Source organism: Belliella alkalica (assembly GCF_022549785.1).
In the GTDB taxonomy this organism is placed as follows: domain Bacteria; phylum Bacteroidota; class Bacteroidia; order Cytophagales; family Cyclobacteriaceae; genus Belliella; species Belliella alkalica.
Genome location: NZ_JAKZGO010000012.1, coordinates 71,513 through 84,464, shown reverse-complemented (window position 1 = coordinate 84,464; position 12,952 = coordinate 71,513). Strand labels below are relative to the sequence as shown.

At 37.6% G+C, this 12,952-nt stretch carries 11 protein-coding genes; 4 read left to right on the top strand and 7 right to left on the bottom strand.

Going from position 1 to position 12,952, the window contains the following annotated elements:
- Positions 1-48: 48 nt before the first annotated feature.
- Positions 49-876 carry a universal stress protein gene (locus MM213_RS14400; protein ID WP_241413331.1) on the bottom strand — a complete coding sequence of 276 codons (828 nt, stop codon included), beginning with the start codon at positions 874-876 and terminating at the stop codon, positions 49-51.
- A gap of 237 nt (positions 877-1,113) precedes the next feature.
- Here MM213_RS14400 and MM213_RS14395 point away from each other — a divergent pair, with 237 nt between their 5' ends.
- Positions 1,114-1,872: an SDR family NAD(P)-dependent oxidoreductase gene (locus MM213_RS14395; RefSeq protein ID WP_241413409.1), complete on the top strand. Its 759-nt coding sequence runs from the start codon at positions 1,114-1,116 to the stop codon at positions 1,870-1,872.
- 137 nt (positions 1,873-2,009) lie between these two features.
- Positions 2,010-2,663 (top strand): Crp/Fnr family transcriptional regulator, encoded by a 654-nt coding sequence (locus MM213_RS14390; protein ID WP_241413329.1) that lies wholly within the window; start codon positions 2,010-2,012, stop codon positions 2,661-2,663.
- Between the two features lie 357 nt (positions 2,664-3,020).
- Here the strand turns inward: MM213_RS14390 and MM213_RS14385 are convergent, their stop codons facing one another.
- Both MM213_RS14385 and MM213_RS14380 read right to left on the bottom strand, forming a co-directional pair.
- On the bottom strand, positions 3,021-3,611 hold the full coding sequence (locus MM213_RS14385) for a carbonic anhydrase (protein ID WP_241413327.1): 591 nt from the start codon (positions 3,609-3,611) through the stop codon (positions 3,021-3,023).
- Positions 3,611-5,365 (bottom strand): SulP family inorganic anion transporter, encoded by a 1,755-nt coding sequence (locus MM213_RS14380; RefSeq protein WP_241413325.1) that lies wholly within the window; start codon positions 5,363-5,365, stop codon positions 3,611-3,613. The genes MM213_RS14385 and MM213_RS14380 overlap by 1 nt, the downstream gene beginning before the upstream one ends.
- A 272-nt stretch (positions 5,366-5,637) precedes the next feature.
- On the opposite strand from MM213_RS14380, the gene MM213_RS14375 reads away from it, so the two are divergent.
- Entirely contained in the window at positions 5,638-7,326 is a 1,689-nt protein-coding gene (locus MM213_RS14375; RefSeq protein ID WP_241413324.1) for a bifunctional metallophosphatase/5'-nucleotidase, read from the top strand.
- A gap of 59 nt (positions 7,327-7,385) precedes the next feature.
- Here the strand turns inward: MM213_RS14375 and MM213_RS14370 are convergent, their stop codons facing one another.
- A complete protein-coding gene (locus tag MM213_RS14370; protein WP_241413322.1) occupies positions 7,386-8,606 on the bottom strand; it encodes a DEAD/DEAH box helicase in 1,221 nt (406 codons plus the stop codon).
- Positions 8,607-8,801: 195 nt separating this feature from the next.
- On the opposite strand from MM213_RS14370, the gene MM213_RS14365 reads away from it, so the two are divergent.
- Positions 8,802-9,797 carry a bestrophin family protein gene (locus tag MM213_RS14365; protein ID WP_241413320.1) on the top strand — a complete coding sequence of 332 codons (996 nt, stop codon included), beginning with the start codon at positions 8,802-8,804 and terminating at the stop codon, positions 9,795-9,797.
- A 477-nt stretch (positions 9,798-10,274) separates the two neighbouring features.
- Here MM213_RS14365 and MM213_RS14360 read toward each other — a convergent pair whose 3' ends face one another.
- The 3 genes from MM213_RS14360 to MM213_RS14350 are packed head-to-tail and all read right to left on the bottom strand — an operon-like array spanning position 10,275 to position 12,949.
- On the bottom strand, positions 10,275-11,348 hold the full coding sequence (locus MM213_RS14360; protein WP_241413319.1) for an MBL fold metallo-hydrolase: 1,074 nt from the start codon (positions 11,346-11,348) through the stop codon (positions 10,275-10,277).
- A gap of 26 nt (positions 11,349-11,374) precedes the next feature.
- Complete coding sequence (locus MM213_RS14355) at positions 11,375-12,535, bottom strand: MFS transporter (RefSeq protein ID WP_241413317.1); 1,161 nt, start codon at positions 12,533-12,535, stop codon at positions 11,375-11,377.
- The gene (locus MM213_RS14350; RefSeq protein ID WP_241413316.1) at positions 12,536-12,949 is read right to left on the bottom strand and encodes a (4Fe-4S)-binding protein; all 414 of its coding nucleotides are present in this window, start codon (positions 12,947-12,949) and stop codon (positions 12,536-12,538) included. It lies immediately after the preceding gene.
- Between the last annotated feature and the right edge of the window lie 3 nt (positions 12,950-12,952).

Here is a 12,952-nt window from a genome sequence, read left to right as displayed (position 1 = left end):
TTGCATAGATTAAATAGCTGTAACAATTTTGTGAGTTAACCATTTTTTTTATTCAAATTTCACACTCAACACTGGGATGTCAGATTTGAAAAGTACAGTTTCAGTTGCTCCTATCATATAAGTTTTGGCTGATTTCCTATTGTTAGAAGCCATAGCGATAAAGCCAATGTTATTGCGTTCTGCAAATTCAATGATTCCATTTTCCGCGTCCAAGTGGTTGTAAACATGCTTGTGGATAATCAATTCCTCTTGACCAATAGCGTATTTTTGCATCTTGTGTTCGGACTCTTTAGATGACATAAATTTCTCTGGAGTGTTGACGAAAAGAAAATGCACAGCGCAACGTAATTGCTTTACCAAGGGCTTCATTCTAGTAAATGCTGGTTTGGATTCTTCGTTGAATAGTGAGGCAAAAGCCATCTTTCTTAAATCATTTCCATTCAATACTTTTTTTACAGCCAAAACAGGACAGTGTGCCATTCTTAGTACTTTTTGGAGATTTGATCCAATGGATTTGCCATCAATATATCCTTTGCCATATGCTCCTATTACTATCAAATCTGCTGATTGTTTTTCGGCAAGTGAGACAATTATTTCATGTGGCGTACCTACCTCCACGACCCCTTCGATAGGAGTGCCAGGTGACCGGTGGTCTTGGATAAATGCCTTTAGCTTGTCATTACTTTCTGCTTCCAGGTCTAAAATATCTTGGTGTCTTTCTTTTTCTTCTTTAGAAAGTTTTTCCCAGTTAAGTGAAGATGAGATTACATTCACACAAGTAATACTGCTATTACCCTTTGCCGCTATTTTCAATGCACTCAAAAAAGCGTTTTCTGAATAACTAGAGAAGTCTATTGGAACGATGATTCTTTTCATCTCTTTATATTTTGGTTTATAATGCTCTTATGGAGTTTTGCATAATAAATTGCTATCCCTTAATTGGATAGTTTTTTCATACTCAACTTCATGGTTAGGTTATTTATATTTCCTACTCCAAAATTGCCTCAAAACTCTCAAATTTTTTATGACAAAAGTCATCTGACTTGCTGATTATAAATAGCGAATACTGTATTCGCTATGAGTAACTTGATACCTCATTAAAGAACGAAAATGATGACACTACAAGGGAAAATGGCGCTGATAACAGGTGGATCTGGAGGAATAGGTTTGGCTACTGCAAGAAAATTTCTAGACTTAGGCGTAGCAGGTATCATGTTGGTAGATCTGAGTGAAGACGAGTTGCAAAAAGCAAAGGATTCGCTGAAAAGTGAAAAAGTTTATATACATGCGGCTGATGTAAGTCGATCCGAAGAAGTGGAAGCATATACCAATGAAGCTTACAAAGTCATGGGTAAGATCGATATTTTATTTCTAAATGCAGGGATTGAGGGCGTGGTATGTGCACTGACAGAACTTTCTGAAGAAGTTTTTGATAAAGTGATATCTGTCAATGTCAAAGGGGTTTGGTTGGGGATGAAATTTGGATTTCCACACATGAAAAATGGGGGGTCGGTTATCATTACATCTTCAGTAGCAGGCCTGAGAGGTACTGCAAAAATGATGGCATACACTGCGAGTAAACATGCAACAATAGGAGTGATGAAAGTAGCAGCATTGGAAGGTGCTCCGATGAATATAAGGGTCAATTCCGTACATCCTTCCCCAGTTGATAATAGAATGATGCGCTCGTTGGAAGAAGGTTTTGCACCAGGAGCTGGAGATGAAGTGAAAAAAGGATTCGAACAAATGATACCACTTGGAAGGTATGCGGTCAATGAGGATATTTCTAATTTGGTATCATTCCTTGCTTCGGACCAAAGTCAATTTATAACGGGCGCGACTTATGTTATTGATGGTGGATTTACAACTTAATTGAGCGTTTTGGTTTAATATTTATGCAAAAATGGTTGGGATCATTCCCAACCTCTTTTTTTATTTGTGATTAAAGTCACTATTTTGGTGATTCTTTCGTTGCTACTTTATACTTTATAAAATGGTCTTTTCATAAAATGGAAATAAGTACACTCAAGCAAATATTGCCAAACATTACCGATCCACATTTACTTCATGCATTAATAGATCAAGGTTCTATTCACACTTTCGAGCAAGGCAAAATCATCACCGAGCCAGGTCAATTTGTAAAAATGGTGCCTATTGTACTGGAGGGAGCTATCAAAATCATGCGGATGGACGAAGATGGTAAAGAACTTTTTCTTTATTATCTTGAACCAGGAGAGACATGCGCACTTTCTCTGACTTGCTGCTCAGCATCTAAGCCTTCAGAAATCAAAGCTGTAGCAGAGGAAAATACCAAGATATTAGGAATACCTGTAAATATCCATGAACAATGGACAGATAAGTTTAAGCAATGGAAAGATTTTGTGTCCAGTACTTACCAAAGTCGATTTCAAGAACTGCTGGTAGCACTTGATGCAGTAGCATTCAAGCGAATGGATGAGCGATTGATGAGATACATAGTCACCAAGATGAAGCAATTCAAGACCAATGAATTAACAATCACCCACCAAGAAATCGCCAATGAACTAGGAACTTCCCGGGAAGTAATCTCAAGATTGCTCAAGCAATTGGAAAAGAAAAAATGGATAGAGTTGGGCAGGAATGTAATCTATATCAGAGATGATTTTGAGGAGTTGGTTGGGTAAAGGTTTCTAGCAAAGGGAAGAGAGGTGCAGAGATACGCAAAGAAAGAATGTCAAATAGGAATATATCTGAATCGTATCATGTCTTCCTTGTTTTTTTGAACCTGCTGAGGATCGCTAACAACCGCTAAGGGAGACTTAATCATGACATAGTCCTAAAAGTCCCAGGGGGACGAGCGATCTATTAACGGTAGGTTTCAACCTACCGACAAAAAGTCTCACTACCACCCTAAAGTCCCATCGGGACGAACGATATAATTGCTATAAAGGTCAAAATATCTCAATTTTAGTTTTCAGGTATTTAGAATTCCATCCAAATTATTTATGTAATGTTGAATATTGTCTAGCTCAAACAACCACCTATTCTTTCAAATTCCTCACCAAGCCAGTAGAAAAATCAAATACCCAAGCATGTAAATTAAGTTCAATGTCATTTGAAATTGCTTTTTTGTAGACAGATGTTTGCTTGATATTTTCAATTTGCTCTAGGACATTCAATTCCACCAATCTATTGAGCCTTTCATTTTCATCTTCTATAGCCTCCAAGTCTTTTTTATAATGCCTGATCACGTCCTTGATGTTGGCGAGCCAATTATCGATAAGTCCATTTGCTTTGTTTTCATAAGCTGCTTTGATGCCGCCACAGCCATAATGACCATAGACGATAATGTCTCTCACTCCTAATACCTCCACCGCATATTGCATGACAGATAGGAAATTGAGGTCTGTATGGGAGACGACATTAGCGATATTTCTGTGAATAAAAAACTCGCCTAATTCTGTCCCAAAGACCTGAGAGGGACTTACCCGACTATCCGAACAGCCAAGTAATAATGCTTTTGGATTTTGACCTACTTTTAATTCTTTGAAAAATTCTGGATTTTTTGCCAAAACTTCCTTTGCCCAATTTTGATTTTTGGAGAGGTATCGATCGACATTAAACTGACACATTATTTCTTCAAGTTAGATTGGATAGCGTAAGGAGTATATTTTTCCAATGTCTCTGAATCCATCGTATGGTCAAATGAAGAGACTGCTGAATTGTCATCCACAAATACATGGTCTGCACCCACAGTCTCTAATATTGCCCACCTGTTGAGCACATCTCGTACTGGGCCTTTGATGCTTGTCATACAAATATCTATATCCGATTTTCTCCAAGCATTGATCCATTCATTGAGTTCATGCGCACCCGTACTGTCGATATTGGTGACAGACTCCATGTTGAACACGATCATTTTTACCTGATCATTGCGCTCTTGAATCCATTTGTCTAGTTTGTCTTTGATAAACTCTACATTGGCAAAATAGATTGGGCCATCGATTCTGACCATCAAAAGATTTTCCTTAACATCCAAATCGGTAAATCTATCAATATTTCGATAGATATTGGAGCCTGGAACTCTTCCTAACTGTGCCATGTGAGGTCTTGAAGCTTTGTAGATTACCACTAAAAGAGATAAAACCATCCCAGATATAATTCCTGTCTCAATGCCCAAAGTCAGTGTAATGATAAATGTCGCCACAAGCATGGTGAAGTCAAACTTATCTTTGTGCCACAAGTGAACAGGCTCTTTGAAATCAATCAATCCTGATACAGCTACCAATACCACAGCAGCTAGGATTGCACTCGGTAAATTATAGAATAAGCCCGTGAAGAAAAGCAAAGTCAATACAATAAGTACTGCCGAAATGATTGATGCCATGGTAGTTTTAGCGCCAGCATCATTGTTAACTGCAGTCCTAGAAAATCCGCCTGTCACGGGATACCCTCTAAAGAATGCTGAACCAAAATTGGCCATCCCCAAGGCAATTAATTCCTGATTGGCATTGAGTCTATAATTTTTATGCTTGGCTTGGATCGTTTTGGCCACTGCAAAACTCTCTGCAAATCCAACCAATGAAATCGTCAATGCAATTGGGAAGAGTGTTTTCCAAGATTGCATGTCAAATGATGGTGAAGAAAATGTTGGTAATCCACTTGGTACATCACCTACGATTTTGACGCCATATTGTGTTAGGTCAAAACCTGCTACTAAAGCAATTCCAACAACCACGGCTACCAGAGGAGCAGGAAAACTTTTATGGATTTTCTTACCGTATTTGATGATGATGATACCAATTACGCCGATTCCAAAAGTGATCCAGTGGATGTCTCCAATATTTTGGAATATGGCTACAGCCATTTCTTGAATATGCTCAGAATTAGGCAGGTTGATTCTGAAAAGGTGCTTGATCTGACTCAGACCAATAATGATAGCAGCAGCGGAAGTAAAGCCACTGATTACGGGGTGGGAGAGGAAGTTGACTACAAAACCAAGTTTGAGTGCTCCCATTCCAAATTGAATCAAGCCAACCAAAAAAGCGAGTGTTAGTGCATATATCAAATATTGTTCGGGAGATCCAGCATTCAAACTCGCTATACCTGATGCTGTCAATAGTGATACCATCGCCACAGGGCCAACTGCGAGTTGCCTTGAAGTTCCGAAAATCGCATACAAAAGTAATGGTACAGTCACTGCATACAATCCATGTATGGGTTCCAAACCTGCAAGCATGGCATAAGCCATTCCCTGAGGAATCAACATGATACCTACAGTCAAACCTGCTGAAAGGTCACCCTGCAGATCTGTTTTTTTATAATTGGGCAACCACTCTAAAATAGGAAGGTAGCTTTTTATTTTATTTGAAATCGTATTGCTCATAGTCTAAATGCTATTTGAAGTTAGTAAAAATCAGCATAGGTCACACCATTTTCTGATTTCACCTCACAAAAGTCTTAACAATTGAGAAAAGGTTTGGTGATGTTTGTTACATCCAAGAGGAGTAGATGAAGATTAGACAATTTTTTCTTTTTTAACTATGTAACAATTATCACTTCATTGCTTTCAGGATTTTTACATTTTTGCTTTGTGACTTATTGAAATTTCAAACTACCTTTCTGATAGTAGCTTGAATCATACACTAATACCCAAACATGAAAAAATCTAGAAGAAGTTTTATTGCAAAGCTCGGCGCTTTGAGTGCAGGTACAGGTTTGATTTCCCTCGCACCCGGCTGTGCAAGTGATTCTAAAAATCAAACTGCTGAACTTGACGATACCATCAAAGAAAACTTTAAACTGACCATATTTCAAACAACTGACGTCCATTGTCAGATTCATCCGCATGATGAACTATACTGGGAAAATGGAGAGTCTATTTTCAAAAAAGCAGGTGGATATGCAAACCTTCATACTTTTATTCAGCAAGAAAGAGCAAAAGCTGAAAACTCTTTTCTGATAGATACAGGAGATATGTTTCAGGGCTCTATGCTTTCTGTAAAAACGGAAGGTAAAGCAATGGTGCCAATTCTGAATGGAATGAGTTATGATCTCTATCTACCGGGGAACTGGGAAGTAGTGTATTATAAAAATGCCATGCAGGATTTAATGGGTTCCTTGAATGCTCCAAAGGTATGTGCCAACATGTATCATGATCTTGGAAATGGTCAAAGAGGAGAACTGATTTTTCCGCCTTACTATATTTGGAGAGTGAATGGCGTGAAAATCGGTTTCTTGGGCTACAATGATCACCTTGTTCCCAACAGACAATCTCCAAATTACAGTGAAGGAATTATTTTTACCAAACCCGAAGACAATGTAGCACATTATGTAGATGTGTTGAAAAATCAGGAAAAATGTGCTTTTGTAGCCATCGTTTCACATATAGGACTTTCTCAAGAAATCGCTTTAGCTAACAATTCAGCAGCAGAAGGTGTGGATTATATTTTGGGAGCTGATACACACGAGAGAGTTAGAAAACCAATTCAGGGAAAATATGCAAAAGTGGTTCAGCCAGGAGCATTTGGCTCTTTCTTAGGCAAACTTGAATTGACCTTTGAAAAAGGAAAAGTTGTGGCTGATTCCTATGAATTGATGGATGTGTTATCAGATGAAATTAAAGCTTCTGAGAAAATTGAAAAAATTATAGAGACCGTTGAAGCTCCTTTTAAGGCTGATATTGAGACGGTCATTGGATATAGTACAATTCCGCTTTACAGGTACTTTGTGATCGAGAACCCCATTGATCAGATGGTTTTGGATGCTTTGGAATGGAACATGCCTGATATAGATATTGTCTTATCGAATGGCTTTAGATTTTGCCCACCAAATGCTACACCTGACCAAACAGGAAATATCCCAATCACGAGAGGAAATGTCTATGACATGTTGCCAGTAGATAGTATAGTGAGAACAGGGAAGGTTACAGGACTTCAGCTGATGAATTGGTTGGAAAAAGAGCTCAATAATGTGTTTGCAGAAGATGCTTCCAAGCGTTTTGGTGGATGGGTGATCAAATTCAAAGGAATGGAAGTGGAATTCAATGCCTTTGGAAATGAAGGAGAGAGGGTTAAATCTGTAAAAGTAGCAGGGCAGCCTCTTGATTTAAACAAACTCTACTCAATAAGCGCTTGTGAAAGAGATGGCGACCCAGCTGATGTTGTTTGTCGAATGAACAATGTTAAAGATGTAGTGAACAAAGATTTGACTTTACACCAAGTTATGCAGAGCTATTTAGCAAACAATTCACCAGTCACACCGACACCAAAGGGTGCAGCAAAAGCACTGGATGCTCCTGCTACATTACTCACGCAGGTGTCTGGAGTGGATTATAATTTTAGATAAAAAATAGAATTTTCAACATAAAAAAAGTCGTCAGATAATTTCTGACGACTTTTTTTATGTTAGTTTCTTCCTTTATGATGTGGCTTGCTGTGGGGCTTTCTGCCTTGGGTTTTAGCCTTCACTTTTTGAGCAAGTCCAGAGCCTGCCGGCATTTTGGAAGGATATGGGTGATCCAAAATCACAGGTATATCTTTTCCTATCAATTTTTCTATATCCTTCAATTCTTTTCTCTGCTCTTCATCACAGATTGAAATGGCTATACCTGAATTTCCTGCTCTTCCTGTTCTACCGATTCTGTGTACGTATGTTTCAGATACATTTGGCAAATCATAATTGAACACGTGTGCTAATTCATCTATATCAATACCACGGGCTGCGATATCTGTTGCTACCAATACTTGCAATTTTCCAGCTTTGAAATCTTTCAGAGCATTTTGTCTAGCGTTTTGGCTTTTGTTGCCGTGAATTGCTGCAGCTCTGATTCCATCCTTTGCAAGAAATTTCACGACCTTATCGGCACCATGCTTGGTCCTTGTAAACACCAAAGCTGTCCTGATTTTATATTCTTCCAATAAGTGATAAAGCAATTTTGGCTTATCACTTTTGTTGGTAAAATAAAGTCTTTGGTCTATTTTATCCACAGTAGAAGAGGGTGGTGTCACTTCCACTTTAGATGGGTTTTTCAAAAGGACATCTGCCAATTTCTGAATTTCAGGTGGCATTGTAGCTGAGAAAAACAGCGTTTGTCTCTTTGCAGGAAGCAATGCAATTATTTTTCTTACATCATGGATAAATCCCATGTCGAGCATCCTATCTGCTTCATCCAACACAAAAAATTGTAATTGTCGTAAATCAATAAAACGCTGATTGATCAGATCCAAAAGTCTTCCTGGTGTAGCGACAAGGATATCTATACCTCTTTTGAGAGCATTTGTTTGATGTAACTGGGACACACCGCCAAATATAACTGTGTGTTTGATATCTGTAAACCTCCCATAGGCAGCAATACTTTCATCGATTTGAATAGCAAGTTCTCTGGTAGGAGTAAGGATCAAAGCTTTGATTCCTGGTCTTCTCTGCTTTTGTAAAGCCAATAATTGGATAATTGGTATAGAAAAAGCAGCTGTTTTCCCAGTACCAGTCTGTGCGCAACCCAATAGGTCTCTTTTCTCTAAAACCAATGGAATGGCTTTTTGCTGTATAGGTGTGGGTGTGGTGTAACCTTCCTCGGTCAATGCCTTGAGGATTGGTTCAATTAATTCTAAATTTTTGAATGCCATGTGGCTGAATGTGATTTTGGCTGGAAAAGACGTTGTATGATCTGAATCAGCGGAAATGTTAATTAAAAGCGGCTTACAACTTGCCGATCTTTTTACAAAGTAATGCAAAGATAAGATAAATTAATTTAGAACTGTGATAAGGTGGTTTTTCGGTAAAGTTCTTTAAATTAAACTTCGAATTTTAATTATTTCACTATGTATGTAAAAAGGCACTACAGTTTATGGATGACAATTCGATGGTCAAGAAAGCCATTGATTTATGGAATGCTGTATTCAGCTATCATCATTGTTTTTTATAGAATGTCAGAAGTTCCTTTCACATTGGCATGGGAACCAATCAGTGTCATAGGCGTGGCAGTGGCATTTTACCTTGGTTTCAAAAACAATAGTTCCTATGATAGGACATGGGAAGCTAGAAAAATCTGGGGAGCAATTGTCAATGATAGCCGAAAATTTACCACGGCAGTTTTGACAATGCTGGAATCCAAGGATGGAGAATCCAATCAAGTCTTAAAAAAAGAAATGATCTATAGACATATCGCATGGATGCTTGCTTTGAAGCATGCCTTACGTGTCAAAAAATCATGGGAGCATAATGAAGATCCGAAGAAACTAAAATTTGCCCCAAGATACTGTGATGAATATGTTGGTGGAGTTGATGCAGAAGTAAAGAAATATCTATCTGAATCCGAATTTGCATATTTCAAGACTAAGGGAAATATCCCTTCACATATTCTCAAAAAGCAAAGTGAAGAAATTGAAAAAATGAAAAACGATGGACTAATTTCAGATTATAAACAAGTTTGGTTGCATCAAATCATCAGTAGTCTTTATGATGACCAAGGGATGTGCGAAAGGATCAAAAACTTTCCCCTTCCAAGGCAATATGCTTCTACTGCGCTTTGGATCAACTATGTCTTTTGTGCACTTATTCCGTTTGGTCTTCTCAATATTTTCGAACAGTCTCAAGTGATGTTTGTATGGTTAACCATTCCTTTCTCAGGATTGATAATATGGGTTTTCTTTTTGATGGATAAAATAGGTGACTACTCAGAAAATCCTTTTGAATCTGCTTACAACGATGTTCCCATTTCCTCTATCGCACGTGCCATTGAAATAGATTTACTTGAAATGCTGGAAGAAAAAAACACCCCAGAACCTTATCCTGTCGAAAATGGGTTTTTGATGTAATTGTTTGTTTCCTAAACAGATTCATGGCCTGTGTCCTCACAGGTCATAAAAAACACCATTGTTTACCAATTCTACCTTGGCTTGTGTCTTCACAAGCCATTAAAAGATAAAGCTATTTTTCAATTCAGTTCCTCACATAGTTTTATATGATTAAACACTACTTTTCCGGTAGATTATAATTCTATTATATGTATATCCGTTTTCATACCAGTAGAATCTAAATAATTGAATTAACCTGTGATTTCGAATCAATTTCAATAAATATCCAATATCTATTAGTATCAGTTTGCCAAAAAACAATCGTTTAATTGATTAGTGGTATGATTGCGGATAATCATATTCTATTATTAATATTTGATTTAGATCAATATCTAATATCAATTAAAAACTTGTCCGCCTCTGGTGGATCGAAATGAATCAAAGAGAACTCTCTTCTTAAATTACTGGTATCATTCCGTATATAAATTTAGCTTTATTTCAATCCATAAAAAGATTCGCACCTAAAAGGGGCTCGATCAACTCTCCATTGATCAAATTTTTGTTGGTGTCAATTATATCCCATGGTTCCATAATTGGCTCGTCAGACAAGTCAAAAGTTCCATAATGCATAGGAATAAAATGCTTGCCTCCAAGTGTATTAAATGCCTCAATAGCGTCTGTGGGACTGATATGTGCTTGATGCATAAACCACTCAGGCTTGAATGCGCCTAATCCCATCAAGCAGTAATCGGGTGATCCAAAAGTATTTTTGATATCTTCAAAATGTTCTCCGTGTCCACTGTCTCCCATGAAATAGATGGATTTTTCTTTAGTTTCTATGTAAAATCCACCCCACAAGCTTTTGTTGTCGTCACTCAAACCTCTTTTTGACCAATGACGGCTAGGTACAAAGTGAATTTTGGGATTAGCTTCATTTAGATCAAAAGATTGATACCATCCTGCTTCTTGAACCTCTTGGTCATCAAGCCATGAATCTATAACATTCTCCATACCAAGGCCTGTCATGATTTTTAGCCTAGGATTTTCTTTAACTAGCCATTTAATGCTGTTTTTGTCACAATGATCTCGATGATTGTGCGAAAGCAACAAATAATCTATTTTGGGAAAGGATTCTAAGGGAAATGGTAATTCACTTTTTCGCTTTAGAAACATGTTGTCCATCAACAATGGATCTGTTATATATACTTCCCCATTTAGTCTGATCAGGTAGCTGGCATGTCCCAGCCAAATCAAAAAATCTTCATTTTGATCAAAATCAAAAATTTCCTCCGCAACAGGCAATGTTCTTAAATCAGTTTTCTTTTCCTCTTTTTGAGGGTTTTTACTCGTTTTCCATTTAAGAACATCTTTTAATGAAGATTCAAATGGATGGTAAATATTTGTAAATTTCCCATTTTCATCCAAAGGCGTCCCTTTCCAATTAGGAGATGGAGGAGTTGTACTAAGTTTGGGGTTTGAAAGGAAATCAGGAGAGTTTTTGTATTCTTTATCAGTTATCATAAAGATCAGCAAGGCAGGGATCAAAAGCGCAAAAAGGAATTTATACTTCATTGTAAATTAAACTTTGGAATCAATATTTAAGTTCTGTTTTTATCAAAAATTGAAACTAATCCAAGTATTGGTCCTATTGCCAAAATTAGAAACATATATGCAACCGGTATATGATTTAAGGAAATATTTATGAGTTGAATACTGACGATTGTGATGGTAAAACCGATGCTGTTGACAATTGTTAAAGAAGTCCCCTTGGAGGTCACTGGGGCATTTTGGGCGACCAAGGTAGAAAACATTGGTGAATCCGCTGTCACAGCAAAGCCCCAAGTCAATAGAAATGAAATGAGTAATACAAAAGAACTTTGGCCAATGAAAATAGGGGAAAGCAAACAACAGATTCCTGAGGTGGCAAGGGCAAAAACAGCTATTTTCTTTGGAGGGGTTATTTGGGAAAGCAATCCGCCCAAAGCACAAGATATTCCGCCAATAGCTATTATTAAAAATGACCAAAATGAGACATTAATTTGTATTTCATTATTTGATTGGAAATTAATCAAAATCAATGGGATAAATGCCCAAAAAGCATAAAGTTCCCACATGTGTCCAAAATACCCGAAGGCAGCAGCTCTGAACTTTTTGATTTGAAAAACTTTTATGAAAGCTGAAGGATTGAATTCTTGGCTGCCTTTTCTAAATGGTCCATCAGGCACCAAAAAGACAATCAACAATCCTCCAAAAAAGGCCAATATACTCGTTGCGTAGATTACAAATTCCCAAGGAAGTTGGTCTGTAAGGCTTCTTACCAAATGAGGAAATGCAGTTCCCAAAACCAAAGCTCCAACCAAAAATCCTAAAGATTTTCCAAGCCCTTTGTCAAAATAATCTGAAGCGATCTTCATTCCCACAGGATAGATTCCTGCCAAGAAAAAACCTGTTCCAAATCGAAACAGGAGAATTTGAAAGCTAGATATCCCATCCAAAACAATCGCAAGATTCAGTATTCCAGCAATGATCGAAGAGAAAAAGAAAACTTTAGAAGGGGAAAATTTATCTGCGATAGTAAGAATTGCAAACACAAGGGTGCCTGCAATAAAGCCAAATTGAACTGCGCTTGTCAAATTCCCCAAAAAAGCCAAAGGAAGGTCTAGGGCACTAGCTAATTCTGGAATCACAGCATTTCCCGCAAACCAAAGTGAGGTACAAAGAAATTGGGAAAGGACTATCAATGGAAGAATCCTTCTCATCTATCCTTCAAAGCCAATTTTTTTGTGTGCCCCATCGCAAAAGGGTTTGTTTTGAGATGATCCACAGCGACAAAAAGCTGAAGATTTGCTTTTTCTTTCTGTATGCCCGTCTTTGAATTTTACTTCAATATTGCCATACACCATCAAGGGGCCATTTGGAATTACTTCGACGATTTGTTCATTGGTGCTAGATTCGATTTCTTTGTCTTCGTTATTCAAATAATAACCCAATGCTTCGGAAGGGCATTTTTTAACTTGATTAACCAATTTTTCACTTGAAGCGGCATCAATTTTTATCCATGGTTTCTCTTTCGGCTGAAAAACCTCGCCCAAACCTTTTACACATACACCAGAATGTACACATTTTTCTGGCTCCCAAGTGATGGTTACTTCACCGTTGCTATATTCTTTCATACC

Excerpts from the sequence above, each read along its gene's own strand:
- MM213_RS14350 (WP_241413316.1), bottom strand. The coding sequence starts at position 12,949 with ATGAAAGAATATAGCAACGGTGAAGTAACCATCACTTGGGAGCCAGAA.
- MM213_RS14355 (WP_241413317.1), bottom strand. The coding sequence starts at position 12,535 with ATGAGAAGGATTCTTCCATTGATAGTCCTTTCCCAATTTCTTTGTACC.
- MM213_RS14370 (WP_241413322.1), bottom strand. The coding sequence starts at position 8,606 with ATGGCATTCAAAAATTTAGAATTAATTGAACCAATCCTCAAGGCATTG.
- MM213_RS14365 (WP_241413320.1), top strand. The coding sequence starts at position 8,802 with ATGTATGTAAAAAGGCACTACAGTTTATGGATGACAATTCGATGGTCA.
- MM213_RS14400 (WP_241413331.1), bottom strand. The coding sequence starts at position 876 with ATGAAAAGAATCATCGTTCCAATAGACTTCTCTAGTTATTCAGAAAAC.
- MM213_RS14385 (WP_241413327.1), bottom strand. The coding sequence starts at position 3,611 with ATGTGTCAGTTTAATGTCGATCGATACCTCTCCAAAAATCAAAATTGG.
- MM213_RS14395 (WP_241413409.1), top strand. The coding sequence starts at position 1,114 with ATGACACTACAAGGGAAAATGGCGCTGATAACAGGTGGATCTGGAGGA.
- MM213_RS14380 (WP_241413325.1), bottom strand. The coding sequence starts at position 5,365 with ATGAGCAATACGATTTCAAATAAAATAAAAAGCTACCTTCCTATTTTA.
- MM213_RS14390 (WP_241413329.1), top strand. The coding sequence starts at position 2,010 with ATGGAAATAAGTACACTCAAGCAAATATTGCCAAACATTACCGATCCA.
- MM213_RS14375 (WP_241413324.1), top strand. The coding sequence starts at position 5,638 with ATGAAAAAATCTAGAAGAAGTTTTATTGCAAAGCTCGGCGCTTTGAGT.
- MM213_RS14360 (WP_241413319.1), bottom strand. The coding sequence starts at position 11,348 with ATGAAGTATAAATTCCTTTTTGCGCTTTTGATCCCTGCCTTGCTGATC.